At 52.2% G+C, this 26,962-nt stretch carries 26 protein-coding genes; 11 read left to right on the forward strand and 15 right to left on the reverse strand.

What is annotated here, in order from left to right; translation table 11 throughout:
- Nucleotides 1–377 precede the first annotated feature (377 nt).
- From ACP5D4_RS13760 to egtB, 8 genes are all read left to right on the forward strand, one after another.
- Nucleotides 378–1,460, forward strand: coding sequence for a hypothetical protein (locus ACP5D4_RS13760; RefSeq protein WP_428012192.1), 1,083 nt, complete (start codon nt 378–380; stop codon nt 1,458–1,460).
- A 34-nt stretch (nt 1,461–1,494) separates the two neighbouring features.
- Nucleotides 1,495–2,592 (forward strand): glycosyltransferase family 4 protein, encoded by a 1,098-nt coding sequence (locus ACP5D4_RS13765; protein ID WP_428012193.1) that lies wholly within the window; start codon nt 1,495–1,497, stop codon nt 2,590–2,592.
- Between the two features lie 49 nt (nt 2,593–2,641).
- A complete protein-coding gene (locus ACP5D4_RS13770; protein WP_428012194.1) occupies nt 2,642–3,502 on the forward strand; it encodes a sulfotransferase family protein in 861 nt (286 codons plus the stop codon).
- Nucleotides 3,503–3,536: 34 nt separating this feature from the next.
- Entirely contained in the window at nt 3,537–4,610 is a 1,074-nt protein-coding gene (locus tag ACP5D4_RS13775) for an acyltransferase (protein WP_428012195.1), read from the forward strand.
- A 223-nt stretch (nt 4,611–4,833) separates the two neighbouring features.
- Entirely contained in the window at nt 4,834–6,225 is a 1,392-nt protein-coding gene (locus tag ACP5D4_RS13780; protein ID WP_428012216.1) for a DUF3370 domain-containing protein, read from the forward strand.
- Between the two features lie 138 nt (nt 6,226–6,363).
- Nucleotides 6,364–7,059: a 2,3-bisphosphoglycerate-dependent phosphoglycerate mutase gene (locus tag ACP5D4_RS13785; RefSeq protein ID WP_428012196.1), complete on the forward strand. Its 696-nt coding sequence runs from the start codon at nt 6,364–6,366 to the stop codon at nt 7,057–7,059.
- A 31-nt stretch (nt 7,060–7,090) separates the two neighbouring features.
- Entirely contained in the window at nt 7,091–7,897 is an 807-nt protein-coding gene (gene egtC, locus ACP5D4_RS13790) for an ergothioneine biosynthesis protein EgtC (protein WP_428012197.1), read from the forward strand.
- Nucleotides 7,869–9,116 (forward strand): ergothioneine biosynthesis protein EgtB, encoded by a 1,248-nt coding sequence (egtB, locus tag ACP5D4_RS13795; RefSeq protein ID WP_428012198.1) that lies wholly within the window; start codon nt 7,869–7,871, stop codon nt 9,114–9,116. The genes egtC and egtB overlap by 29 nt, the downstream gene beginning before the upstream one ends.
- A 148-nt stretch (nt 9,117–9,264) precedes the next feature.
- Here egtB and ACP5D4_RS13800 read toward each other — a convergent pair whose 3' ends face one another.
- From ACP5D4_RS13800 to ACP5D4_RS13820, 5 genes are all read right to left on the reverse strand, one after another.
- Nucleotides 9,265–10,251 carry an adenosine kinase gene (locus ACP5D4_RS13800; protein ID WP_428012199.1) on the reverse strand — a complete coding sequence of 329 codons (987 nt, stop codon included), beginning with the start codon at nt 10,249–10,251 and terminating at the stop codon, nt 9,265–9,267.
- Nucleotides 10,252–10,402: 151 nt separating this feature from the next.
- Complete coding sequence (locus ACP5D4_RS13805) at nt 10,403–11,020, reverse strand: 50S ribosomal protein L25/general stress protein Ctc (RefSeq protein ID WP_428012200.1); 618 nt, start codon at nt 11,018–11,020, stop codon at nt 10,403–10,405.
- A gap of 107 nt (nt 11,021–11,127) precedes the next feature.
- Nucleotides 11,128–12,471: an adenylosuccinate synthase gene (locus tag ACP5D4_RS13810; RefSeq protein ID WP_428012201.1), complete on the reverse strand. Its 1,344-nt coding sequence runs from the start codon at nt 12,469–12,471 to the stop codon at nt 11,128–11,130.
- Nucleotides 12,472–12,600: 129 nt separating this feature from the next.
- Nucleotides 12,601–14,307, reverse strand: a complete 1,707-nt coding sequence (mutL, locus tag ACP5D4_RS13815; RefSeq protein WP_428012202.1) for a DNA mismatch repair endonuclease MutL — start codon at nt 14,305–14,307, stop codon at nt 12,601–12,603.
- A gap of 7 nt (nt 14,308–14,314) precedes the next feature.
- Complete coding sequence (locus ACP5D4_RS13820) at nt 14,315–14,449, reverse strand: hypothetical protein (RefSeq protein WP_428012203.1); 135 nt, start codon at nt 14,447–14,449, stop codon at nt 14,315–14,317.
- Between the two features lie 88 nt (nt 14,450–14,537).
- Here ACP5D4_RS13820 and ACP5D4_RS13825 point away from each other — a divergent pair, with 88 nt between their 5' ends.
- Complete coding sequence (locus ACP5D4_RS13825; protein ID WP_428012204.1) at nt 14,538–14,975, forward strand: CAAD domain-containing protein; 438 nt, start codon at nt 14,538–14,540, stop codon at nt 14,973–14,975.
- Between the two features lie 156 nt (nt 14,976–15,131).
- Here ACP5D4_RS13825 and ACP5D4_RS13830 read toward each other — a convergent pair whose 3' ends face one another.
- The 4 genes from ACP5D4_RS13830 to ACP5D4_RS13845 form a co-directional block, all read right to left on the reverse strand.
- The gene (locus ACP5D4_RS13830) at nt 15,132–15,602 is read right to left on the reverse strand and encodes a GNAT family N-acetyltransferase (protein WP_428012217.1); all 471 of its coding nucleotides are present in this window, start codon (nt 15,600–15,602) and stop codon (nt 15,132–15,134) included.
- A 10-nt stretch (nt 15,603–15,612) separates the two neighbouring features.
- The gene (locus ACP5D4_RS13835; RefSeq protein WP_428012205.1) at nt 15,613–15,774 is read right to left on the reverse strand and encodes a hypothetical protein; all 162 of its coding nucleotides are present in this window, start codon (nt 15,772–15,774) and stop codon (nt 15,613–15,615) included.
- Between the two features lie 489 nt (nt 15,775–16,263).
- Nucleotides 16,264–16,995, reverse strand: a complete 732-nt coding sequence (gene rph, locus ACP5D4_RS13840) for a ribonuclease PH (RefSeq protein WP_428012206.1) — start codon at nt 16,993–16,995, stop codon at nt 16,264–16,266.
- 128 nt (nt 16,996–17,123) lie between these two features.
- Complete coding sequence (locus ACP5D4_RS13845; protein ID WP_428012207.1) at nt 17,124–17,372, reverse strand: histidine kinase dimerization/phospho-acceptor domain-containing protein; 249 nt, start codon at nt 17,370–17,372, stop codon at nt 17,124–17,126.
- A gap of 133 nt (nt 17,373–17,505) precedes the next feature.
- Here ACP5D4_RS13845 and ACP5D4_RS13850 point away from each other — a divergent pair, with 133 nt between their 5' ends.
- On the forward strand, nt 17,506–17,688 hold the full coding sequence (locus tag ACP5D4_RS13850) for a hypothetical protein (protein WP_428012208.1): 183 nt from the start codon (nt 17,506–17,508) through the stop codon (nt 17,686–17,688).
- Between the two features lie 37 nt (nt 17,689–17,725).
- Here ACP5D4_RS13850 and ACP5D4_RS13855 read toward each other — a convergent pair whose 3' ends face one another.
- From ACP5D4_RS13855 to ACP5D4_RS13875, 5 genes are all read right to left on the reverse strand, one after another.
- The gene (locus ACP5D4_RS13855) at nt 17,726–17,959 is read right to left on the reverse strand and encodes a hypothetical protein (RefSeq protein WP_428012209.1); all 234 of its coding nucleotides are present in this window, start codon (nt 17,957–17,959) and stop codon (nt 17,726–17,728) included.
- A gap of 382 nt (nt 17,960–18,341) precedes the next feature.
- Complete coding sequence (locus tag ACP5D4_RS13860) at nt 18,342–20,009, reverse strand: iron uptake porin (protein WP_428012210.1); 1,668 nt, start codon at nt 20,007–20,009, stop codon at nt 18,342–18,344.
- 160 nt (nt 20,010–20,169) lie between these two features.
- Nucleotides 20,170–22,086 carry a hypothetical protein gene (locus tag ACP5D4_RS13865; RefSeq protein ID WP_428012211.1) on the reverse strand — a complete coding sequence of 639 codons (1,917 nt, stop codon included), beginning with the start codon at nt 22,084–22,086 and terminating at the stop codon, nt 20,170–20,172.
- A 723-nt stretch (nt 22,087–22,809) separates the two neighbouring features.
- Nucleotides 22,810–23,661, reverse strand: a complete 852-nt coding sequence (map, locus tag ACP5D4_RS13870; RefSeq protein ID WP_428012212.1) for a type I methionyl aminopeptidase — start codon at nt 23,659–23,661, stop codon at nt 22,810–22,812.
- 209 nt (nt 23,662–23,870) lie between these two features.
- Nucleotides 23,871–24,356 (reverse strand): plastocyanin/azurin family copper-binding protein, encoded by a 486-nt coding sequence (locus tag ACP5D4_RS13875; protein ID WP_428012213.1) that lies wholly within the window; start codon nt 24,354–24,356, stop codon nt 23,871–23,873.
- Nucleotides 24,357–25,051: 695 nt separating this feature from the next.
- On the opposite strand from ACP5D4_RS13875, the gene ACP5D4_RS13880 reads away from it, so the two are divergent.
- Complete coding sequence (locus ACP5D4_RS13880; protein WP_428012214.1) at nt 25,052–26,446, forward strand: hybrid sensor histidine kinase/response regulator; 1,395 nt, start codon at nt 25,052–25,054, stop codon at nt 26,444–26,446.
- Here ACP5D4_RS13880 and ACP5D4_RS13885 read toward each other — a convergent pair.
- Nucleotides 26,443–26,877 carry a VOC family protein gene (locus ACP5D4_RS13885; RefSeq protein ID WP_428012215.1) on the reverse strand — a complete coding sequence of 145 codons (435 nt, stop codon included), beginning with the start codon at nt 26,875–26,877 and terminating at the stop codon, nt 26,443–26,445. The genes ACP5D4_RS13880 and ACP5D4_RS13885 overlap by 4 nt on opposite strands.
- Nucleotides 26,878–26,962: the final 85 nt, after the last annotated feature.

Genomic DNA, 26,962 nt, shown 5'->3' on the forward strand with positions numbered 1-26,962 from the left:
GGTTGTGACTTGCAGACTCCAAGCAACAACTAATTTACAATATTACCAGCTACGACTCAAAACGCATTATCAACAATGACAATTCAAGTTTATCGGACATTCCGAGACATTCAAACTGTTGTCAAAATAACCAAACACTTCCAAACATACCGAGGCAAAATTCAAGTATAACTTGGTTTTTCAGGACTGTCGAGTGCGTTCGAGAAGAAAGAGGGGGGTGAAGTAAATCCCCAATCGTAAGCTACATCGAGAAGCGATAGAAAAGGGCGCAAAAAATGTAAATTTTTGATGAAGTCGATGGAAAACCATTGCCGTTTTTTACCATCACGTGCCATAATAAGCGCAATTTTGTTGTAACGCGATCCAGGACGTTTACGGTGCATTCAAATCAATACGTCACCGCAATCCCTAATTCTGGCTTTCGGGTCGGCCACAAATTAGACGACCTCATTACCGGATTTATCCTGGCTGAATTATACGACCTCGAGTATTTACACAGTCCACTTCCTGACGAACGCTGGGAAGCCTTTTTTGGGTTAGGGGAAAACGAAACGCTGTTTTCCGAGTTTTTCGAGTCCGCCAAAATTAATCGGCTGGACGTGGATTTAGTGTCTTGTTCGCCTCTACTAGGGGTTCGTAAGTTCTCCCCTCCCGCCCTAGCTGGGTTGAACGCGATCTCACCTCTCGAAACTCGAGGGCGTCGCTGGTTAAAGCGTGCGCCGACGCCAAAAATTCGCAAGTGGCGAAAGCCCTATTGGAGTGGAGTTTCTTTTGAGTATTTAGAAAGGGTTTTCGACAACATCAAGACAATCGATCGCCCCAGGATCTACTGTTTTCAAAAAGCCGTGCGCGTGTTGCTCTACCAAGTGTTACAGTGGGCGCGAGAGGGTAAAGTCGAGAAAAGCGTTTACGATAACGTCGTCAGCAAACTGCGCCAGAAATATCACGCCCGTTCTCATCCCTACAAAGTCGCCAATTTCGAGAGCGATAAAATTCACATTGGGGTTCACATCCGCCGCGAAGACGCCTCGGTGAAAAACCAACGCTTTCTTCCGACAAGTTTCTACCAAACCATTACGCGCCAACTCAACGAACTGTTAAGCGATCGACCCCATCGCTTTCATATCTATTCCTTCGGTTCGGACGAAGAAATGAACGAACTCGTCCGCGAGTTTCAAAGCGAATCTTACGGAGAACTCATCGAATTTCACCTCGTCGAACCCGCCATGACAAGCTTTCATCAAATGACCCTTTGCGACGTTCTCGTGACGGGTCACAGCGCCTTTTCCGACTGGGCGGGGTTTTTCTCGTATAACTTAAAACTGTACCACCCTCACTTTCATATGTACGATCTAGATGAAACCGATTGGGTGGAAGTCAACGACGAAGGGTATTTTGATAAAGCGCGAGTAGCGTCGAAACTCAACGCGTCTCGAGAGGTATCGAAAGAACTGTCCTAAGACGGATCTCAAAACCTACCTAAAGGAGCGATCGATGCGGGTATTTTACGACGGTGTCATTTACAAACTGCAAAAGTTCGGCGGAATCAACCGCTACTTCAACAACCTGATTTCCCGACTTCCCAACAGTCTGACGCCAATTCTGACCGCCTATCGCACCCAGGATATCGCCTACCCGCAGCATCCGAACCTAAAAACCCACGCCTTCCCCTTCCGCGAGGGAAAACCGAGGCGGGTTTTCGAGTGGTTAGAACGCCGCTATTTCCAAGCGGTCACCGCTTCAGAATCCTTTGACTTAATGCACCCAACTTATTACTGGATGCTGACGGGAAAAGACATGACCTCTTATCGGCGTCCGCTGGTGGTGACGGTTCACGACATGATTCACGAACTGTACGCCGATCGCATGGACGCCAGCGGTCAAATCGCGCGGACGAAAAAGCGATCGGTAGACATCGCCGACGCGGTAATTTGCGTCTCGGAAAATACAAAAAAAGACCTCATGGAACTGTCGAAAGTTCCTGAAGAGAAAATTACCGTGGTCTACGAAGCCTCCGAACTCGACATTCAAATGTCTTACGGCGAAGAATCGGTTCCCGAACGACCCTATTTCCTCTATGTGGGGTCGCGCAATCCCAACTATAAAAACTTCGATCGCCTCTTAGAGGCGTTATCGAAAGTCGTCTCGCGTTTTCCCGAGGCGATGTTACTGGCTGTTGGCGGTTCGTTTCGGGATTTCGAGCAGAAACAAATCGACGAATTGGGACTGCAAAACCACTTACAAACCCTAAAACAACCCGACGATCGCCATTTAGCGAAACTCTATCGCTGTAGCGTGGCGTTCGTCTATCCCTCAGAATACGAAGGATTTGGAATTCCACCGCTGGAGGCGATGGCTTGTGGAACCGCCGTTATCGCCTCCAATCGATCGAGTATTCCCGAAGTGGTCGGCGACGCGGGAATTCAGTTCGATCCCCATTCCGTGGAGGATTTAGCCGAAGCGATGCTGTCGGTTTTGGACAGTTCCGCGCAGCGCGATCGACTCGTAGAACGGGGGTTTGATCGCGCCAAACAATTTAACTGGAACCAAACAGCCGAGCAGACTTTAGAGGTCTATCAAAAGGTTCTGTAAACCCGTTTTTCAGTCCGGTTGATTTATATTAAAAGGAGTATTTATCGTTATGCTCGATTGGATAAAAACCTACTGGGAAGCGTTTCAAATTCTCCGCAACGGTGACAACCGACACTATCCCAACGTTCGCCAGGTTACCTTTATCGGATGTGCGCCGCGCAGTGGTTCGACGATGCTCATGCGCGTTCTCGACTCCCACTCGCAAATTGCTTCCCCCTGCGAACTCGCAATTCCCCGTTATTTTCGCGGCGACAAAAAAGAAAAAATCGTTAATAACAAATACCGACAAATTTGTAACTATTACGGCGCAAAACCGCTTCTGGCCCAACTCGATCCTCGACGGCTGTTCGATCGAATTCTCAAAAAAGAGAAAACCACCTGCTTAGCCCTCAAAGAACCGCGACAATCGCTATTTTTTGAAGCCATCGGCGAGGATTTCCCCAACGCGAAGTTCGTACATTTAGTACGAGACGCGCGCTCGATCGCCATGAGCGAGTGGTTCCGCAACAATCCCAAACGGGGCTTGTCCATTTGGTACGACTATAATACCGCCGTTTTGCGCCTGTTAGATCGACTCGAGGACGAACAAACCCATAGGGTTCGTTACGAAGATATCGTCGCATCCCCTCAAACCACAGTTAGAGAACTCGTGGAATTTTTGGGATACGAATTTGAAGAGGATATGCTCGATTACGGACGCTTCGAACACGCCGACGACAAAATGAATTTATGGGGTACTAGCGGCCAAGGGGTCAAAGCCCACGAAGCCCCGCAACATCGGGCGCTCGGAACGGCGATCGACGTCAAAACTATGAAAGACCGTCAAAATTTCAGCCCCGAGGTTCTCGAGGCTTACACAGAACTGAAAGAGGTGCGACAGTTAAACCAAAAGTTAGGATATACCGATTAACTTTCCCCGGATTCAACCTTTTGGAAACGACATCATGACAGCGTCAGTTTCTCACACTTATTACCCGGCTTCTCGCACCCGTTTGCCCGAGTTTGATTTACTTCGCAGCTTCGCGATTTTGGGTGTTGTTATTATTCATGTTAGCGGTGCGTTTTTACCGGAAGTCGAACGCGGTTCGAGCTTCAATTTAATGCTGTTGGCCATCAACCAACTACAACGGTTTTGTGTGCCGACCTTTATTCTTCTCAGTGGCTTCTGGCTCTCTTACGTTCCTCAAAATTTTGAAAACCCCAATGCCACCCTCAAAAAACGACTTTTGCGCGTCGTTCCGCCTTATGTCTTATGGTCTTTAATATTTGAATTCTTTTATATTTTTATTGTTAAAAATCGTAGCCTATCAAATATTATTCCCAATTTAATTTTAGGTAAAAGTGTTTATGTATACTATTTTATCATTTTAATTTTACAGTTTTATCTGTTGTGGTGGATACTCGTCAAATTCAAGATTAAAACCATTGGAACGCGAGGTTTAGCCATTGCGCTTGGAGTTCAGCTTGGCTCTACTCTCGTGCGGTACAGTGCCTTGTTTGGGATAATTCCCCCCCTCCATTACCTCAGCGATCGCTTGATTTTGGATTGGGTATTTTTCTTTATTCTAGGATGGTATATCGGACAACATTACGAGCGCGTGAGACCCTGGGTTATATCCCGAAAAAAAGAAATTTGGATGGCGATAGCTTGTGCGATCGCCCTCACAATTTACGAACGAAATGCCATCTATTTTTCGAGCTTAACAATCAATGACGCCAACAATTTTACAAAGCTTTCATCGCAGATTTATGCGGTTTTATTTTTCTTGGGATGCTTGCCGTTCGATCGCACTCTAAAACCCCTAAAAACCCTTTCAAGATATTCCTTCGCCATCTACCTGATTCACGCTCCGATCGTCAACCTCGAAGGTCGGCTGTTAATTCATCACTTTTTCGTACCCATTTTTCCCTCATTTTTACTCTTATTAATTGGGGTGTTAGTCCTGAACGTCACCTTCATTTACGCCCTGGAAAAACTGCTTCCCAAATCCGCCTCGAGATATCTTTTAGGCCTTTGAACCCCCAACCCATCTTCAAAGTTCGCCGTTGGCAGCAACAGGACGGCCAGGAGAGAATCCCCCTACTCGCGAATCTGTCGCAACACCGATCCGGTATAGTGATCGGTCAGTGTCGCTGTATGGCCGAATGCTCTCACTCTCTCTGTTTGCTGCGCTGACACCCGTGCCGATTTGGATGGCGCAACCTCACACACCCCTGTCAGAAAATCCCCTCTCCTCCCAGATGGCGCAAGTCTCGACCCCCGAGTCGTCCCCCTCGGAGTCCTCACCCCCTCCCGAAGAAGAGGTTGAAGAAGTGCCGTCCGTCGAAGTCTTTTTTCCCACAGAAATGCGGCCGCTTCCGGGGCGACTCGATGACGTTCCCGTGTTCAACAGCAACAGCCCCGAAGTCGTCCTCGAAGAGGGAATTCTACTCTCGACGTTTCCTCCGGAAGACCGCTCCCATCCCGACGCTCATCTCGATTACACCTTCGAGGGACGGTTCGACATTTTTACCCACCACATCGCTCGGGCCCGCACGCGATCGCAAACCCGAACCCTGTTTCAAGGGCTGATACTCCACAATCCCAGCGATCGCACCGTGCGCGTCGAAGTCCTCCACGGCGCCAGCTATCTCACCCGCCCAGACGCCCTGTTCGTCGAACTTCCCAATTACGTCGAAGATCGCCTGGGAACCGTGTACTCGGGGCCCGGAAGTCGCGCCACCAACGATGTCTTACGGGGAAAACGTCAAGGAAACTGGCCCGCCGTCCTCGAACTCAAACCCGGCGACTACCGGATGTTGATGAACCTGCCGATTCCCGTCGGTCGCGTGGTTCCCTCCAGTAACGGGCGATCGACCTTGCTGCGCCTGTTAAGTGACGGGCCGGTTTACGTCGCCTGTTTGGCCATGTTCGCCCCCCGCAACGGCGGTAACGAACGCATTCCCACCCTCGAAGAATGGAAAACTCTCCTCGATACCGCAGGCTTGTCCGGACCGCGAGATCTCGAACCCACTCCGATCGATCGCATCTACGACGTAGACTCCATGATTTACTCTCGCGTGGCGGGGGTCGCTCTGGGGTCGCGCTGGGAAGCCCAACTGGTGGATTCCGGTAAACTTGAAAGCGAAGATCCGCCCCAATTGACCGTTCCCGAACCGGGGCGATCGTTTTCCTACGGTCTGAGTACCCTTCATCGCGGCCGTTTAGGAACCGAACAAATCCAAAGCGCCCAACTGGTGCGCCGCTATCCCGACACCGCCTATTACGCCCACGGAAATTACGGTATCGAATACAACCTGACCCTTCCCCTGTTCAACCCCAGCAGCAACCCCCGCCAAGTCTCGCTACTGTTTCAAACCCCCGTCAAACAAGATCTCGTCAACGGCGGGTTAACCTTTCTCGATCCTCCCGAAAACCGAGTGTTTTTCCGAGGAATCGTGCGTCTGCAATACAACGACGACGAGGGAAAACCCCAAACCCGCTACGTTCACCTCGTCCAACGTCGCGGCCAAGCCGGAGACCCCCTCGTCACCCTCAACATCCAACCGCGCAACCAGCGACTCGTGGAAGTCGATTTCATCTATCCCCCGGATTCGACGCCGCCCCAGGTGTTGACGGTTCTGACGGAGTGATGAGGAGATGAGGAGATGAGGAGATGAGGAGATGAGGAGATGATGAGTATCTCCCTTGTCTCCCTTGTCTCCCCATCACCTTTCCTTTAACTGGGTTCGTTAAGATGCGATCGATCTCTCGCGAAAGGTGAACCCACTATGGCGAAACTTATCCTCGTCCGCCACGGACAGAGTACCTGGAACGCAGCCAACAAGTTTACGGGTTGGGTTGACGTTCCCCTGAGTCGGTTGGGACGGGAAGAAGCCCGCAAAGCCGCTGAGAAAATTCGCGAGTATGCTGTGGATGTCTGTTTTACCAGTTTGTTGGTTCGGGCGATCGAAACGGCGGTGATTTGCTTGACGGAATACGAGGAAGTTTGTCAGGGGAGAAGTCCGGTTCTCAAACACGAAGCCGACGACCCCCACTGGCACGGTTGGGATAAATACGAGGGGGACGAAAGCATCGAACTGCCCGTGTTTACGTCGATGGCGTTGGACGAACGCTATTACGGCGACTTGCAGGGTTTGAACAAAGCTAAAACTGCCGAAAAATACGGAAAAGACCGGGTTCACGAATGGCGGCGATCGTTTTCCGTGCGTCCCCCTGGAGGCGAAAGTTTAGAAGATACGGTGGCGCGAACGTTACCGTTTTTTGACAGTCGGATTATGACCCATCTCCAACACGGCGATAACGTTCTCGTGGCCGCCCACGGCAACTCCCTGCGATCGATTATCATGCGCTTAGACCAACTCAGCCCTGAAGAAGTGCCGGGATTGGAACTGGCGACGGGAATTCCCGTGCTTTACGATGTGGATGCCGAAGGAAACGTTTCCAACAAAACCGTTTTGCACTAGGATCGGAGGGACAAACTTACTCGATCGCTCCATGTGTCGTTTGTTGGGCTATCTCGGCGAGAACCTACAGCTTTCTCAAGTGCTGTGCGACCCCGAACACTCCCTCGTCGTCCAAAGTTACGAACCGCGCGAAATGACCTCGGGCGTCGTCAACGCCGACGGTTACGGCATTGGCTGGTACGGTTCTCGGTCTGAGAAGGGAGTTGAGAGCGATCGCCCCTTCACCTACAAAAGCCTATTACCCATTTGGAGCGATTTAAATCTCGACTCCCTCAGTCGCTACATCACCTCAGACTGTATTCTCGCCTACGTTCGCAGCGCCACACCCGGACAGGCGATCGATTTAAGTAACTGTCAGCCCTTCGTTTCCCAAACTCTCAGTTACATCCACAACGGCTTTATCCAAAACTTCCGCCATACCCTCTATCGCCCCATCCGAGAACGTCTCAGCGACGAACTCTATCAAAGCATCCAAGGCAGTACCGATTCCGAACATATTTTCGCCCTGCTGTTACACACCTGGCAAACTCACCCCAACTGGACGCTACAGCAAGCCTTGAAAGCCACGCTGCTGGAATTACGACAACTGGCGGAGACTCACAACACCCGTCTCTCGGCGAACCTGGTTCTCAGCGACGGACGCAGCCTCGTCGCCAGCCGCTTCGCCAGCCACGCCACCGCCCCCTCTCTGTATTGGATAAAGGACGATGCTGCCTTTCCCAACGCAGTGTTAATCGCCTCGGAACCTCTGTTCCCCGGAAATTGGCAAGCGTTTCCAGACAGTAGCCTCGTGTGTGTAGGAGAAGATCGTGAGTTTGACTGGTACTATCTCGACTAATTCGCCCAATTCGACTAAAGATATCCTCCGCGACGCTTTTACGCAATGTCGCCAAACTACCCTCAAACAGTTTGCAGAACTCGACAACGCGGCGTTTTGCTGTCAGTCTCATCCCGAGTTCAGTCCGGCGGGGTGGCATTTGGGACATATTGGCTTTACCGAGGAACTGTGGCTGTTGCGCCATCTGGCGGGAACTTCGCCGATGCAGCCTCAGTTTCATCGGTTGTACGCCGCCGACGGTTTGCCGAAAACGGAACGGGTGAACCTGCCCAGTTTTGAGGAAACTTGCGACTATTTGCAACGAATTCGAGATGAGGTATTTCACTATCTCGACGTTGCCCCAATTGAGGAACAAAAACCGCTTTGGTGGTTTATTTTGCAACACGAAAGCCAACATAGCGAAACGGTGGCGTTGGTGTTGCAACAACAGAATTTATCCGCTTTACCGTTTTCTAAGCCGGGGTCGAACTCGCAGCTAGAATTCGACAGCGTGACAGTTCCCGGTGGCGAGTTCGAGATGGGTAACGATGGGGTAGAAGCGGCGGATAACGAACGACCTCGCCATCGCCGGTTTGTGGAAGAATTTCAGATCGATCGATACCCCGTGACTTGCGGTCAATACCGACAGTTTATCGAAGCGGGGGGATACGACAAGCGACAATATTGGTCGGAAGCGGGATGGCAATGGCTGCACGAAAACGGTATTTCTCAGCAGTTGTATTGGACGAATAACCCAGAGTTCGACAATTATCCAGTTTGTGGAGTCAGTTGGTATGAAGCCAACGCCTACGCTCAGTTTGTCGGGAAGCGACTCCCCACGGAAGCGGAATGGGAAAAAGCTGCCCGCTGTAACCCGCAAACGGGTGAAAGTTACGCCTATCCTTGGGGGAACGACTTCCCCGATGCGTCCCGTTGCAATCACCGTTTGTTCAACCGAGGAACGACGCCTGTTGATGCTTATCCCGACGGCGTTTCTCCGGTGGGCTGTTGGGATATGTTGGGCAATGTTTGGGAATGGACGGCGACGACTTTTGAAGGCTATTCAGGGTTTGATTTTTTTCCCTATCCAGGCTATTCTCAAGCCTATTTTGACGGGAACCATTACGTTTTACGCGGGGGAAGTTGGGCAACGCGACCTTGGGCGTTACGGACTGCGTTTCGCAACTGGTATTATCCCCATATTCGTCAGATTTTTTCGGGATTTCGCTTGTGTGTTTGAAACTGGAAATTCGAGGGGATACATCTCAATTCATTTTTAACCAAGTACAAGGTGACAAGGTGACCCGGAAAAATTTCCCCATCACCTCATCATCCCATCACCTCATCATCCCATCACCTCACGATCCCATCACCTCACGATCTGCACCCTACGCCGCTAACAGAGATTGTGTTTCGTCGGGTTCTAAACGAGGTCCCAAGCTGGAGACGACGCGAGCAGCGGCTCGAGACGCCAGGTTTCCAGCAGCTTTGAAGTTCATTCCGTGGGTCATCCCGTAGAGTAAGGCTCCGGCGTACATATCTCCGGCGCCGACGGTATCGATCGCCTTTACGGACACCGAGGGAATTTCCAACACGGTATTTCCGTCGTAAATCAACGAGCCTTTCGAGCCTAACGTGATCGCGAACTGTTTGGAGAGGGTTTTCAAATAGGCGATCGCGTCGTTGATGTCCTTCGCCTCCGCCAGTTTCATCGCTTCGCTTTCGTTGGCGAAAATGAAATCCATCCCAGAACCGATAATTTCCAACAAACCGGGTTTGAAGAAATTCACCATATTGGGGTCAGACAGGGACAGCGAGGTCTTGTTTCCCGCCTGTTGCGCGAGATTGCGAGCTTCGATCGCGGCGGCTTTTCCCGGAGGCGAGGCGACCAAATAGCCTTCGATGTAGAGATAATCCGAAGCGGCGATGGCCTCGGGAACCAAATCGCTGGTCGAAAAATCCCCCGCGATTCCCAAGTGAGTGTTCATGGTGCGATCGGCGTCCGGCGTCACGAACACCAAGCATTTACCCGTCACGCCGTCGGGACGATGTTCCGGGTGGACGTTGCTGGCGACACCGCAACGCTCCAAATCTTCCACGTAAAACAGTCCCGTATCGTCGTTAGCGACGCGACAGGAGTAAAAACTCCGTCCGCCGAACTGACTGACGGCGATCGCCGTATTCGCCGACGACCCTCCCGAGGCTTTTTTGACCTCGTATTTCAGCAGTTCGTCAACGAGTTCGTGATGGCGGTCTTCGTCGATGAGGGTCATCACGCCTTTGTCGATTTTCAGTTGCGACAACAGGTCTTCTGTGACCTCAAACTCCATATCGACGAGGGCGTTGCCAATAGCGTAAACGTTGTATCGATCCATATTGAAAAAAAAATGACGGGTCAGTTCGACGGCGGCCACATAGCCCAACCGCAACCGATCTTAACAGTCGATCGTGTCCTCCTTGTTCCTTCGGCACAAAAAAACCAGGGTCGATCCCTGGTTCTGAGTGAGGTGTCTCGGACACCGATATTTAGGCTTCGAGGATGACTTCGGGTTCGTCGGAAGCTTCTCCTTCTTCTTCGTCGACTTGGACGCCGCGAGGCACTTGAATCGCTGCGACTAACAGGTTGGTATCGGTGACGGGTTCGACGCCTTCGGGAAATACGATTTCGTCGAGGTGCAGGCTCTTACCGATTTTCAAACCAGATACGTCGATGTCCAAGGACTCGGGCATATTGTTGGGAGCGCAGCGGACGGTAATTTCGGTGACTTGCGCTTCGAGGATGCCGCCGGATTTGACGCCAACGGGTTCGCCGATGAAGTGCAGGGGTAAATCGATTTGTACGCTGTCTTGTGCGGCGACGGAAAAGAAGCTGATGTGGTAGGGGTAGCCTTTCCAGGGGTGGGTTTGGACTTCCCGCAACAGGGTTTTTCCGTTCCAAGACAGGTCGGGAACGTTGAGGTCGATGAGGCTGGTGCTGGCGGCCGGCTCTTTGAGCAGTTGTTGGACGGATTTTTCGTCCACGATGAGGGAGATGGATTTATCGCCCTCGTGGCCGTACAGAACGGCGGGAATCCAACCCTCGCGACGCAAGGCGTTGGGTTTGCTACCTTCGGGTCTGGGCTTGCATTCTACGGTCAGTTTCATGGTGTTTGTTGCGTTTCGTTACAAAAAAGCCAAGCATTCTATGGTATCACAGGCGATTTTTCAAATGCCTGGATAGCTCGACGGCGGGGGTCGATCGCGTCCAACGGTTAAGACGCCGAGCCTTCCACGGGCGCTCCGTTGGCGTCGAGGAGAGCGCGTTTGGGGCCGTGGATGGGGTCTTCGACGATGATGGTTTGATGGCGTCCGGCGCCGAGGGAGACGATGGCGATGGGAACTTCCATCAGTTCGGCCAGAAACTTCAGGTAATCGAGGGCTTGGGGGGGTAAGTCGTCGAGTTCGCGACAGTCTTCGGTGGAGCTTTTCCAACCGGGAAGGGTTTCGTAAACGGGTTTGCAGCGGGCGAACTGACGAGCGTTACTGGGGAAGTCGGTGGTTCGCACGCCGTCGATTTCGTAGGCGACGCAAACTTTGATTTCTTCGAGGGTGTCGAGAACGTCCAGTTTGGTAATGGCCAGACAGTCCATACCGTTGATGCGGACGGCGTAGCGGCCGATTACGGAGTCGAACCAACCGCAGCGACGGGCCCGGCCGGTGGTGGTGCCGAATTCGGCGCCGCGAGACCCCAGTACTTCTCCGATTCCGTCGCTCATTTCTGTGGGGAAGGGGCCTTCGCCGACGCGAGTGGTGTAGGCTTTGGCTACGCCGATGACGCGATCGATTATCGTCGGTCCGACGCCGGCACCGACGCAAGCGCCACCCGCCACGGGGTTGGAGGAGGTGACGTAGGGATAGGTGCCGTGGTCGAGGTCGAGTAAGGTGCCTTGAGCGCCTTCAAATAGGATGTTCCGGCGAGAACGCACGGCTGCGTTAATGCGGAGGGAGGCATCGACGACGTGGGGGCGCAGTCGGTCTGCATATTCGAGATATCGATCGGCTACTTCGTCGGGATCGAGGGGCGGTAAGTCGTACAGTCGTTGTAATATGTCGTTTTTATAGGGAATCGTCCATTTTAAGGTATCCCGCAAGCCGTCCGGGTCCATTAAGTCGAGGATGCGAATTCCGGTACGCTCGGATTTATCGGCGTAAGTCGGACCGATCCCCCGTTTGGTCGTCCCGATTTTATGAGATCCTCGCCGTTCTTCGGAGGCTTGGTCGATCATGCGGTGGTACGGCATTGTAACGTGCGCCGTCTGCGCGATCTTTAAGTTATCGACCGGGACGTTTAAGGTGTTGAGTTGGTCGAGTTCTTCGATCAGTACGTGGGGGTCGATAACCGTTCCCGAACCGATGATACATTCGGTTTCTGGATATAAGATCCCCGAAGGAATGAGGTGAAGCTTAAAAGTCCGGTCTTTGACAACGACGGTGTGTCCAGCGTTCACTCCTCCTTGGTAACGTACTACGACATCCGCCGAGCGGCTGAGCAAGTCCGTGATCTTTCCTTTTCCTTCGTCGCCCCACTGGGCACCGATTACAACTACGTTAGCCAAGGGTCTTTACGAGTGTCGAGTTTACACAATCTAAAATTATGTGGACATTGGGTTACAACTGTCAATATAAATTTTGACAGCTTAGCAATTCGTATTGTTGTGTAAATGCCATGACTTAAATGCCATGACTTAAATGCCGTGGCTTTTTCCGACGACCCAATGGCGGCGAAAATAGCGGGAGAGGGAGGATTCGTCTAAGGCTAAATAGATGGGGCGTCCGTGGGGACAGGTGTGAGGATGGCGGGTTTGCTGCCAGCGATCGAGTAGGGTTTGCATTTCCCGCAAGGTGAGAATCCTGCGGTTGCGGATGGCGCTGCGACAGGCGGTCGCCACTTGCGCGGCTTCTAAGTCGGGGGTTTGGGAGAGTTCTAAGAGGGCGTCGGCGCAGTCGTCCCGTTGGGCGAGGGGGGCGGGGGCTTGACGCACTGCCCAAAGTCCTTCGCCAAAGGGTTCGACGTCGATGGATAAGGCTTGTAATTGCTGGAGTTGGCGATCGCTCAACTGTTGTAAGACGATGGGCGGTTCGAGTTCGACGAGTTGCCAGTGGTCGCGAAATTCTTCGAACAAAACGCGCTCGTGGGCGATATGCTGTTCGACCAACCAAACGCCGTCGGCATGTTCGGCCACGATATAAGTATTGCTGACCTGTCCGACGGCTCGCAGGGGCATCAGGGGGGTCGAGGGTCGGTCTGGGTTCTCGTCGTCGAGGCGGTAACTGGCTTTGGAGGCGGAGACTTTCAGTAGTTGTTGCATTCGCGGTGAACGGGGTGCCTCTTGTTGGGTTTCGTCGAGGCGCAAGGCGCGATCGATGGCGCGGCGAAGCCGTTCTTGCCAGGTTTCGATTTGGGTGAGATACAGGTCGGTTTTGGCGGGGTGGCGGTTCCAGTCGATGGCGTCTGGGGAGACCTGCAGGTGAACGAAACCCAGGGGATAGCGGTTGCGGGGCAGCATCCGCGACAGGGCTGAGAGGGCGGTTTGTTCGAGTTCTGGTACGTTGACGACGCGACCGTTGACGGCGAATTTCAGCCAGTCTAGGCGGTGGCGGTGGCAGCGATCGGGCAGTCCCAGAACCAGGTCTAGTCGGTCTTTTAAACGGTCTTTTAACGCCTCTCGGGAGTCCGGAGGAAGGGAGACTTCCCGCAAATCCTCCGGACGCACCCCCCGTAACAGTTGCACGAGGAGGGTTTTCGGGTTGGGGCTGCCGCTGAGGGAAAACCAGCGTTTGCCCTGTTTCCACACTTGCCAGTTGACGCGGGGGTGGCAGAGTGCCAGGTTGGCAACGGTCAGTTGAACGGCGCGGAATTGCTGGGCGGGACTGGGGAGGGCGTCGCGGCGTCCCTGCCAGTCGCGAAACAGGTCGCGGACGGTGACGACGGTTCCGGGGGCGATGGCAGCGGGTTCGAGGGCGAGGGGGGTTCCTTGGCGATCGTAAACGGCACGCCATCCGTCGCCGTCGGCGGTGCGGCTGTGGATTTCCAAACGGGAGAGGTTGGCTAGGCTGTGGAGGGCTTCGCCGCGAAAGCCCAGGCTGGTGATGCGGTGGAGGTCGTCGAAGCGGTGAATTTTGCTGGTGCTGTGGGCGGTGGCGGCGCGGCGCAGGTTGTCTCGGGTCATGCCGCAACCGTTATCGCTGACGCGCACGGCCCAGCGATCGAGATCGATATGGATACAGATGCGGGTGGCGCCGGCGTCGAGGGCGTTTTCGGCCAGTTCGCGGACGGCGGCGGCGGGGGAGTCGATGACTTCTCCGGCGGCGATCGCTCTGACGACGTCGTTGGGTAGGGGTTCGATGGTGCGATCGAAAACGGAAGACATCAGGGTTAGGGAAGCAGTCATAGGAAATTTAACGGCGATCGACAGACCCCCGAACGGGGAAATTTGCCAAAATGTCGGTGGTGGGATTCAGTCGGATGTGGGGGTTCTCTTGCAATTTTTCGGTCTCTGCCTTACTGTCAGGAAAGTTTGAACGCCAGTCCATATTTCGGATCGATCGAAGGTTTCGGCTGTTGCCGACGGCTCGGAAAGCTCTAATATAATCGACGTTGTTATTTACGAGGTTGTCAACTATGAGTCCAGAAACAAACCCCAACGAAGTGCAAACTCCCGAACAAGACGCTCCGGAGGCGGCCGTTCCGGCTTCTGAAGGCGGTAAAATTCAACTGTCTAACCCCGAGGCGACGGACGACCGATTTGAAGAGGTCAAAGCTCAAGTTCTGTCGATTCTCTCGGATCTTTTCGATTACGTCGGGAAGTTTTTCTCGGAATATAAAAAGCCGCTGATCAACGTCGGTTTGGTGGTTGGGGCGCTCGTCGCCATTTACTTGGTCGCCTCGATCGTCGATGCGATTAACGATATCCCCCTGTTGTCGCCCCTCTTCGAACTGGTGGGAATCGGTTATTCGGGATGGTTTATTTTCCGGTATTTGCTCACCGCAGAGGCTCGCACGGAATTACAAAGCAAAATTACTGACTTTTCCCAAAAGGTGACGGGAACAAAGTCGTAATTCTCTGGTATAACACTCGCTCCTCACCTCGAAGGATGTGGCGTTCGCTGCATCCTTTTTCGCATTTTATACGGAATCCGAATTTCAAATACTGGTTTTGCCGAACCTGACCATCCCCCCTTCTTGAAATCTAGCCGATCGGGAAAGGATGGAGTATTAGGGGCGATCGAGCGGTTTGACCATCCACCAGGATAGGGTGTGGTAGCCCAGTTTTCGGTAGAGGGTAATGGCGCGATCGTTGTCGGCGAAAACTTGCAGGCCGATTTGGGTGTCGCCCCGGCTTTTCGCCCAGGTTTCGGCGTGGCGAACCAGGGCGGTGGCGATTCCCCGCCGTCGGTGGGGCGGCGCCACGTAGACGAGGAAAATATGGGCGTGACGATCGCCCCCGAGTTGGTCGATGGCGTTTCCCAACCACAAACAGGCGATGGGTTCGTTGTCTTGGGCCGCTTCGGCTTCGACCCACCAAACGGGGGTTTTGGCGGAGAAATACTGTTCGATGGTTTGGGCGAGGTGGGAAAAGTCGCGATCGGGGTAGAGTTCGCGGTAGGTGCGCTGAGCGAATTTCACCAACCGCGCGCGATCGAGGCTCGATCCTTCGTGTAAGTGATAACCGGGCAGAAAATCCAAGGCCACAAGGTTAGGACTGGGACTGACTGAGGGAAGAGGGGGCGGGGGATTCGACGGATACGGGTTCGCTCAAGCCGCCGGGAATGAAAATCCGGGCGCTGGTGGCGACTAAGGCCAGCAGGAACACCAGGACGATGAGAGCTGGAGCGATAAATTGACGGAAAACGTTCATAGGGGTTAGGTGGTTGCGCTTTGGGCGATCGATAATCTAGCTTGATATATTGTGACATCCTTCCGACGCTGACCCTACGGGTACAGCGCGGGCTTCCCAAGATCGCTCTTGAGTATTCCTGCCCCACGCCACTTATCTAGGTCATAGACCCCCGACAGACCGACGCTCGACTCGAATGATGCCGAACTCGGTTCGGCATCCGCTCGCTCGACTTGACAGGCTGTTTCCGTTCCCCAGAGTCCCTGGGCTACATCGCTATAGTGTGCCACAAGCCATAGCCAATGCAAATGCTTGTCTCATCCCCATCGAGGGGAATCGACTTCTCAAGGGGAGTCCATGTATCCCGACGCTGAGGCTTCGCATACAGCGCGGGACTTATAGCTCCGGTGAACCCCTCAAAAGTTAAAGGGATTGCAGCGGCGCCAGCGATCGCTGCGTGAGGAGTTCTCGGCCTCCGATGCCACAGCCGATTTTTCCGCGTCACGCACCCTACGGCTCGATTCGTCCGTCTAATGCCTGTTTTTGAGCGGCGAGGAGATCTTTAATTCCCCGTTCGGCCAGGTCGAGTAATTGGTTGAGGTGAGTTCGGGAAAAACTGCCGTCTTCGGCGGTGCCTTGGAGTTCGATGGCCTGAAGTTCTTCGGTCATCACCACGTTAAAATCTACGTCGGCCGCGACGTCTTCTTCGTATTGCAAATCGAGAACGGCGTCCTCGCCGATGAGACCGACGGAGACGGCGGCGATGGCGTGGCGCAAGGGCGATCGATCGAGTTCTCCTTCTCGTACTAAGGTGTTGAGGGCGTCGGCCAGGGCCACCCAACCCCCAGTAATTGCAGTGGTACGGGTTCCGGCGTCCGCTTGCAGTACGTCTGCATCGACGATAATCGTCCGTTCTCCCAAGGATTTAAGGTCGAGGGCAGCCCGCAAACTGCGGCCGATGAGCCGTTGGATTTCTTGAGTGCGCCCGGAGAGTTTGAGGAGTTCGCGGGCTTGACGTTGCGGCGTCGCACTTGGCAGCATTCGATATTCGGCCGTCAGCCATCCCTGTCCGCTGTCTTGCAGGAATTTGGGAACGCCGGGTGTCACGGTGACGCTGCAGAGAACTTGCGTGTTACCGCATCGCGCTAACACGGCACTTTTGGCGAAGCGCGTGAAGTCGAGTTCGAAGCTGACTGGGCGCAGGCGATCGAGAGGGCGACCGTCAGGACGTTGCCAGGTCATAGGAATTACGCTCGAGTCGGAAAAAAATCTGCGGTCATGCTATCACATCGGGACAAGAAGCGAATTGAGAACGGATATGCGAGTGCGAAAGCCCGGTTTGCGATCGCCTCCTTCTCGTATGTCCTGATTTATTCTGCGAGGCGGCGATCGATCTCTTCCGCCGCTGTGCGAATGAATTCGAGATAACTCTGACATTCTTCCTCGTCGGTGTCGTCGTCCTCGAGGAGTTCGACGGACATCAAGATGGTGTTGAGGGACGAACGAAATTCGTGGGACAGCTCTTTGAAGGATTCGCTGTCGGCGTTTGAATGGGGTTGTCGCGGCGGACTCTCGTTCACGATCGCAAGGGGGGAATTAACTGAGGATGGACTTGTCATGGTTCGTTTTTTAAGTGATATTACTTATATTAAAGAGGTTATTACTGTGTTAACTTACGTGAAAACATTTAGTCAAGCATCAGTGGACTATGTAAAAAGCAATCGACGAGTCGGATATCGAGATCCTCAAGTCATGCTACGTCCTGGTGCAATTCCAGAAATTTTGGCGGCGGTAGCGGACACCCAAGAAGTGACCCTCGGAGATCGCTATGGGTTGATGGCCGCGATGCTAGACGAATCGCTTTCAGAAGAGGAAGCTCGGGCGATCGACCGTCTGTTAAGAGCGGTTGTGCGCGCCCGCGTGCGATCGGTGTGAGATCGATCGCACCTCATGGATAGTTTAGACTGTAAAATCACGGTGAAAGTGTATCGAGACTCGCCGTTTCGTCCGTAGTACCGCAATCATAATGAGAACGACCGGGGCGATCGAGCAAAGCACAGGTTCGTTCGACGGTTTCTCGGACTTGTTGAATTTGAGTATGGAGGTATTGTCGGTCTTCAGCTTGAGATTTCGGAGAATTTAAACGGATTTCGAGTAACTCAACCGACCACAGCAGAGTTTGTAATTGCGTTCGTAACTCAAACACAAACTCGCAACGAGGAGAGTGTGAGACCGAAAGCCTCGGTTTAGGAGTAGTCATCCAACGCACCATCAGTAAATTAGCTCGTTGGTCACTATTATTTCTTTGAATAGCTTGAGGCGCGACGATCGCTAACGGTTAACCGACTGATTCTCGTCCCCCCGCTCCTGTGACAGTTTGAAGGGTGTCCTCGTGACAGTCTCGGGGTTGTTGATGCGATCGCGATCGCAATCATGATGGAAAGATGGGGAGATGATGAGATGAGGAGATGAGGAGATGGGGAGATGAGGGGATGATGAGATGAGGAGATGAGGAGATGGGGAGATGGGGAGATGGGGAGATTCCCCAATCCCCGTTATCAACTGTTAACTATCAACCTCCATCGCCCCTAGAAGGTAAACGTACCGCGAATCGTACCCACCACGGAACCGTCGTTATCAGCGTCCTGATTGGGATTGACCAACCACACGAATCCCGGCGTGACCGAAATATTATCGCTAATGTTCACCCGATAAAAGCCTTCGACGTGCCACGGCACATCGTTGTCGAAGAAGCTGTTGTTATCCTCCAACCCCCCGAGATAGGGCTGCGATCCCACCACAATCCCGCCAACGTTGCCCGGTAACAGCAAGTTGGGAAACGCCAATCCTAACGCCCAGTTCCAGATTTCACCGTCGAGATCGTCGTTCTGCAACTCGATATCGGTATAGCCGCCCCAGGCGTTGACGTGAATGCTGTCCGCCACCGCCCAGGACACTTCTGCCCCGATCGAATGACTCGTAATTGGGTTGGTGGCACCGACACCGTTCGCCATCGCCGTCCCCGCAAACCCGATTCCGGTATTGTCGAATCCCGAAGCATCGCCGTTGTTAAAGGCGAAGTTGCCTTCTCCGAAGTAGCCGTAATTATAGGTGACGGCGACGCCGATATCCGGGTTGGGGCGGAACGTCAACTGTCCTAACGCGGCGAAGTCGCCGTTAAACAAACCGTCGCCAGACAGGGGACTGCTGGCTTCTCCGGCTAAGTACCCCGCTGTAAACTGCAACGAATCGGTGAAGTTCAGGTTTAATCCCAACCCCGCCCCGCCGCCGAGACGGTAAATCGGGTTGTGTTGTCCGAAGGCACTCAGGGAACCGTTGCCGCCGTCGTTGTCGTCGAAATAGGGGTTCAGCGTGGGGGTAAAGTCGGCAAAGCGCACGCCGTTGGCGGCGATCGTCACCTCGAATTTGTCGTCAACGGGGAAGGTATAAGCCAGGGTGTAGATGTTGACGGTGTTACTGGAGTCGCCGAAGACTTGGGAGGACAGAACCCCTTCGGCAGAAGCCCCGAAGTCGATGCCGTCGTTGTTGCCGTTGATGCCGAAGGGAACGCTGTTTCCGGCTTGTAGCCGCGTCAGCAGTCGATCGCGTCCGCTGAAGCTGGTGACGAAATCCAAGCGAACTCGGTTTTGAAACACGGTTTCTTCGTTGCCTTCTTCGGTATCGAAGGCGTTGGCGATCGAAAAAATCACCTCTCCGTTGAGTTTCGTTGTCGTGGAGAACTGGTTGGCTTCGAGTTCCGCCACGCGGGATTCTAAGCCGTCGACTCGTCCCCGCAATGCGGCCAGTTCGGCGGCGAATTCTTCTTGCAAACGGCGAACGGTGGCTAAGTCGGCGGGGTCGATGGTTTCACCGCCGCCGATGAGGGCAACGATTTGGTCGAGACAGGCGTTGACCCCAGCGGCGAATTCGTAGCGGGTCATGAAGTTGTTGCCGCGATAGGTACTGTCGGGATATCCGGCGATACAGCCGTAGCGTTCGACGAGGGATTGTAAGGCTTGAAACGCCCAGTCTGTCGGCTGTACGTCGGAGAGTTGGGATACGGAGGTGACTTGTGCCAGTCGGACTTCTGTGGGTTGGGAGGTTGGGTTGAGTCCTTTGGTAACGGTCTCTTCTGGATTTATTTTGCTGGCGGGGGAGGTTGGGATTTCTGCGGCGTTGGCGGGAAAAGCACTTAACAGGGCTGTTGCCACTAATGCTGAGGGGGCGATTTGGGAAATGATGGAAATTTTAGACATGGTTGGTTCTCCTCACACCGAGAGGGGCTTTACTTCGATTTTAGGTGATGTAAATTCCCACGGAATCGTTACCACACTAATCGTAACGTTGGTTCTAAAAATGTAGATGTTGTGGAAGAGGTATTTCTAGACATGGCTTCATGGTGTTCGAGCGAATTTTTTACACCATTTCAATGCGAATGTCATCGATGAGGGCGGCGGTATCGAAGAGTGAATCGCCTCGATCGAACGTTCGGATTTGTAAATCGACGATTTGTCCGCGATAGGGCGTCAGATCGATCGACACTTCTTCCCAACCAGTTTCGTAAACTGTACTGTCGCCGCCGAAGAAATCAATGCCATCGATCGACTGCCACGCGGAAGTGTTCACTCGTTCGCTCGCGAGGGTTCCGCCATCGAGCAAAATATCAAACTGATCGTCAAATGCAGTTCCGACAAATTCCAACGGTTCTTCGGAAACGACGTTATAAGTCAACCGCAAATTTTCGGCATTTTCCGGTACGAGAAAACTCCGTGCAATTTCACTTTGGCTGTCGTTGACCGAACCCAAACCCGTACTGATAATCGCCATTTGATTGCCTTCTGGCGGTTGCAGCGAACCGAGTGCTGTGATGACGCGGGTATCGCCTTGGATTGACCAACAGCTCAAATCCCCCGATTCAAAATCTCCATTTTTGAATTCTGCTAGGGAAATGGTGGCGTTTTCGTCTCCAAATAATTGGAATAATGCTGGAGTATCATCGGTTTCTCGATCTTGATTGATGCCCGTAATTTGACCGACGGTCGTTCCGGCAACCAATTCTTCAAAAACTCGCTGACCTCGTTCGTTGGCAAATCCCGAACCAACGGTGTCCGAATACCCGATAAATGCAGCGGCTCCTTTGTCAAGAAAGGTCTGAGCGAGGGCGTCGTTTGCTGTACTACTACAAGATCCGATATATACAATCGTGTCGGACATTTCACCCGTGTAGGTTTCAAAGAAAGAAGACGTAACAGCGTAGGTGTTACTGCTGGAGAGAGCAAGTCGTTGGGTTTGAAGATCGACTTCGTATAAGTCGCGATTTTCGGGATTATCCTGTTGTGAGGTCGTAACAATGATACCTTTGCCTCCCCAATTTCCGCCGTGACTGGAAATGGCAACAACATCGTAAAGATGTAGGTTTTTGAAATCTTCTACGTTGACATTTCGATCGTCGTCGCTCTCGTTGCGTTTTTCGATGACGTTGAAACCCGCATTTTCTAAAGTTTGGGCAATTTCATTGGTTTCATCATTGGGTTCAAACTCGTTGGCATAAGGGCCTAAAACCAGTGCGTTGTTACAACTGGAATTAAGGGTTGATAAGGCTTGGGTTTGAAAACTCGCTGCGCTGGTTGTGGTGTCGTCGGGGGCGTTTTTTGAAACCTGTTCGGTTCCGATGTTCACGCCTCGCTCTTCTCCGCCAAGATAGGATTGAGAATCTAAAAAGGTTAAAATCCCTTCTGGGGTTTCCCAAAGCACTTCACTGGCGGTAGCTACAATACTTTCGGACTTGGCTCGTTCGGGATTGGCTTGTAAGTCGGCGACGATGTTCGCGATCGCTTGTTCGGAAGATTGACCGGAATCTAGCAGTTCGACAAAATTGCTTTCGACTTGTTGGTTAAAGTCTAAAATGGTTTGCCATTGTTCGTCCGTTAACGGTTGGACGATATCAATTTGAAGGTTGTCGGTTTCTTCGTCGGAATTGGGAATTGTTGCAAAATAGGTTTTTTGACCGGGACTGTCGGGAGATAGGGTAATTTGTCCGCTGAAAACGCCATCTCCGGCAATGTCGTCTCCGATGGCAACATTGCCGTCATCGACTAAAATTTCAACTAGGTTCGCTTCCCCGGTTTCGTCTACTTCAAACAGTTGAATGCCTGGGCTGGAACTGGGATTGGCGGCTTTAACTTGAAAGGTTAGCGTTGTGCTTTCTCCGACAAAAAGTCCGTTTTGACTGACGCTTAAGTTGCTGACAAAAAAGGAAGGTTCGTCTGTAAATGCGTTTGATAATCCAAAGATGTCTTTGAATTTTTGCAGTTTTTCAAATTCGGTGGCCATGATGCTCTCCTTGGCGATAGGGATGGCTCGATCGACCTCTTTTTTACTTTTCTATCCGAAATAAATTCGGTTGAGAAAACCTTCGTCTCCTTTTCTCCCTAACGCCTTGATGGAGTTGGGAAGTCTTGAGAAAAAAAGACGGATTGGGTGAATAAATTCTCTAAAATTCGATCGACTTTTGGGAGCGGTCTCGGTTGAATTCTGCGAAAGTTGAAAAAAATTGAAATAAAAATCAACTTTTTAAAAATTCAAGCCTAGGGTCGTTTTTCCCTGTTTGTTTTCAATGTTTATTTTCAAAAATGTTTCTTTTCAAAACAGGGTTTGGGGACTTGAATTCACATTCACAAATCCATCGACCGCCCTTCAACGAGAAGGTCGTTATCTGTCGTTATCTGTCGTTATCTGTCGAGTTCGATCGAAAAAAAACCTCTTAGTCGGCGTTCTTCTACCTGGGTTGCCCGACTAAGCCTGGGTTCGGTTGTGTCGCAACTTTCTTGAGGACGCCTTTAACGCGCTCCCCCAACATAGCTATGAATTACGAGCATTTTAAGTGAAATTTGAGGTTTGAGGTCACTTAATTAGAAAAAATTAACAATTAAAAGCCATATAACGATATTTACGGGCTGCTGAATTGACGTTCTCTCCTTCAAGCAGACCCCCAGCATCCTCGAGATACCGGGGGTCTGGCGAAGTCGAGTGGAGTTCGTACCTGACGATCGAACCTTAAACCTGACTGCGATCGGTCAGAATTTCGTAACCGTCTTCCGTCACCAACACAGTATGCTCGAACTGCGCCGATAAAGAATTATCGATGGTTACAGCGGTCCACTTATCCGAGAGGATGCGCGTATGCTTCGACCCCGCGTTGAGAATCGGTTCGATGGCTAACGTCATTCCCGCCCGTAACTTCACGTTGGGCATTTCCCGAGTGCGGAAGTTGAACACCGACGGTTCTTCGTGGAGGTTGCGACCGACGCCGTGGCCGGTAAACTCTTCCACGACGCTGAACCCGTGGGCTTCCACGTGGTCTTGAATCGCGCCGGCCAGGTCGAGGAGGTACGCCCCGGCTTTGACCTGTTCGATACCTTTATATAACGCTTCTTCGGCGACGCGAACCAAGGTTTCGGCGTCCGGGGAGATTTTCCCGACGGGGATAGTCACGCAGGAGTCGCCGTGGAAGCCTTGGTAAAACGCCCCGGTATCCACTTTCAGCACGTCTCCTTCTTTCAAGACTTTTTTCGGGTTGGGGATACCGTGAACCACTTCGTTGTTGACGCTGGCGCAGATGGTGGCGGGGAAACCGTGATAGCCTTTGAAGCTGGGCTTAGCCCCCATTTCCCGAATTCGTTTTTCGGCGTGGGCGTCGAGGTCGGCGGTCGTCATCCCCGGTTGGGTCATTTCTGAGATTTCTTTGAGGACGGTGGCGACGATTTTCGCCGACTGTCGCATAATCTCGATTTCGCGCTTGGACTTGATTTCGATGCGGCGGCGTTGTTTTTTCAAGCCGGGAAGCTGCGATTTCTCGCGAGATTTTGATTTCTCAGAGGAAGCCAGTAAATCGCTAAAGATATTCATGGGGACGATTCTCGAGTGCCTTTTCTTATTCTGTCGGGGAAATGTACGGCGGGCAACGGATGCCGCAGCTTCTTGGCTGCTAGGAATTCGCGGTCAGGAATTCGCAAGCTTGAAACAAGGCGGCGCGTTGTCCGGAGCGATCGCGATTTGTTCGCAATAGGTCTCTATCTACGTTAGCAGATTCGATTCGATCGCTCCGTGGGTGATGGTTAGACTGATTCTTGGGGATTGACGATGCGAATGGTTCCCGTCATCCCCGCTTCGGCGTGGCCGGCGATGGTACAGCGCAAGTCGTAGGTTCCCGGTTTTTCGGGGACGAACACCCATTCGGCTTCTGCGCCGGGTTTGAGTTCGAGTTCGTGGATGGCGCCTTTGATTTCGACGTTTCCGGCTTCGACTTTCCGCGTCCAACTGGCGTCGGCGAAGTCTTTGGCGGTGAAGTAGTGTTTTTGCGGGCTGGGGTTGTTGAGGAGGAGTTTGTAGGTGCGTCCGGCGACGAACTCGAATTGGTTGGGGAAGAATTTCAGTTCGTTGTCAGGGCTGCCGAGGCTGACGCGGACTTCGGTGGCGTCGATGCGGGCGAGGGCTGAGGGGTCGATCGATGCGGCCGCGACGCCTGTAGTGGAAAGGTTGAGGAGGAGGGCGATCGCCAGGATAAAACTCAAGCGTAGTATTATACCGATTTGGGGTATCATGGTCGGAATTTCTCTCAATTTATTTTAGATTTAGTCGGTATTTTGCCATGAGATGTGACCGGAAGGCGAACAAATCCGTGAAAATACGGGATTTAGGATAGGAGAATTTCAGTAATTTTTCGAGGTCGGGATGCGTGATTTTAGATATCGAAACAATCGTAGATTTGTCAATAGACGGTATCCTCTTTTAGGAGGTAAAACTATAGATAAGTCGATCGATTATTTCTCTGAGTTCGTATCCCTTTGTATAGGTCTTGTAAAAAAGAGTAACAAAAATAAACAAATATTGCAGGTCTTGAAATATTTTTACAAAGAAAGTCATTTACCTAACCTTTACCTAGAATTTACTTATTCGTATTTTGTTTAGATTTACGCCATTTTAAAACAAATCTAAATATAATTTTCGTATTTTTTTACACTTTCTTTATTTAAAAACATAGATACAATGTAGGCAATCCCTTACAATTAACATACAAGTAGAAGCCTCATTTCTTGTTGTTTGCCAATCTTGTAGGAAATTGAGTAGCTGTGTATACAAAATTCGAGTTATCGCAGCTAATCCACAGAAGTCTAGTCATCTCTGGATTTCTATTTTGGATGATGTGACAGAGGCAACTTGCGATTGATTCTAAAAGTTGCCATCTGTAAACCGCGTTACAACTAAGCCAACCTTAGAGGGGTTAAAGGGTATTACTATGACGGACCAACTTCTTACAAAGACAAATATCGACGAGTTGCTCAACTATCCCATCGAGCTGTCGGACAACCGCATTCTTATCGTGGACGATTCCCCCTATCTGCTGGCGGCGATGCTGAGGAAATACGGATACGATGTGGAAACCGTCACCGACAGCCAGGACGCCGTGCGATCGGTGGTGGACTTAAACCCCGATCTGATTTTGCTCGATATTATGATGCCGGGGATGGACGGCTACGAAGTCTGCGGACATCTGAAAGCCTCTGCCCAAACCCGCGAGATTCCGGTGATTTTCATTAGCGCCCGCAATGAAGCCATCGACAAAATCAAAGCCTTCCAGGTGGGCGGTTCGGATTATATTAGCAAGCAGTTTCAGTTCGCCGAGGTATTGGTGCGAGTGGAAAACCAACTCAACCAACGTCGGCTTCAGAAACAACTTCAAGCTTCAGAAGCCAAAGCCAGGGAAAAGTCCAATCTTTTGGCCAGGGCGCTTCAGCAGGTGCAACAGACGCAATCGCAACTGGTACAGCAGGCGAAGCTGTCCAGTTTGGGGCAACTGGTGGCGGGTGTCGCCCACGAAATCAACAACCCCATCAACTTCGTTTACGGCAATTTGACTTATCTCGCGGAGTATACCGATAACTTGCTGAACTTGATTCAGCTTTACAACGAAGCTTTGCCCGTTCCGACGCCGGAAATCGAAACCGCCGTTGAGGAAATCGATCTCGACTTCATTCAATCAGACTTACCGCGACTGGTGGAGTCGATGCGCGTGGGAACCGAACGCATCCAACAAATCGTGCGATCGTTGCGCAACTATTCTCATTTGGACAAAGCGGAGGTGAAAGCGGTGAACTTACAGGAAGGAATCGACAACACCTTGACGATTTTGCAACACCGCTTGAAAGCCAAAGGCGATCTCGCCGCTGTGGAAATCGTCAAATCCTACGGCGAGTTACCGGAAGTGGAATGTCACGCCGGACAGGTGAACCAGGTGTTTACGAACATTCTCTCGAATGCTGTGGATGCGTTGGAAGAACGCCGCCGCCTCTCTCAAACGTCGCAGTTGCACGCGGTTCCCACGATTTCGATCGAAACTGGCGTCGCGGAGGGCGATCGCGTCTACATTTCGATTTCCGACAACGGTAGCGGAATGTCCGAGTCCGTGCGTCAGCGCATTTTCGATCCGTTCTTCACCACGAAAGACATCGGCGTGGGGACGGGGTTGGGAATGTCCATTAGCTATCAAATCATCGTGGAACGACACGGCGGCGAGATTCGCTGTCATTCGGTTCCCGGTAAAGGCACCACGTTTACCATCGAAATTCCTATCAAAGCCCTGTATCACGGGATGCCGTCTCCTCCAGAAATGGCTCTCCAACCCGCGTGTTAAGAGAGTTGGCGCAGAAATTCCAAGGGTAAACCGTCACTATCGGCGATAAACGCGACTTCGTAGACGCGATCGCCGATTTGTTGTTGCTGGGGTTCGAGGAGAACCGTTAACGGACTGACGAGTTCGGGGTTGTCCTCAGTGGCAGCGGTGAAGCGAGTTTTGAGAGTCTCCAGCCAACTGGGTAAATCGGGGGTGGTGTCGGTTAAATCGAAGGAAAGGTGATAGTACCCCACGTAATGCTCGTCTGAGAAGGCGTCGGGGGCGGGTTTCGGTTGGGGAATTTGAATCAGTTCGATGCGTCCGTTTAACCCTTCCATCCAGCAGGCGAGGGTGTATCCCGTGGTGAATCGATCGCTGACGGTAAATCCCAAGAGTTCGTAAAAGGCGATCGATCGGTGGATGTCGGCGGTACGAATAGAAGCGTGGTGCATTGACAGTGAACAGTTAACAGCCGTAGGGTGCGTGACTTGAAAAATCGGGTGTCCAACTCGAGACCGATAAATTGTCACGCACCGA

Origin of the sequence: Baaleninema sp. (assembly GCF_049974805.1) — a bacterium.
Taxonomy (GTDB): domain Bacteria; phylum Cyanobacteriota; class Cyanobacteriia; order Cyanobacteriales; family Geitlerinemataceae; genus Baaleninema.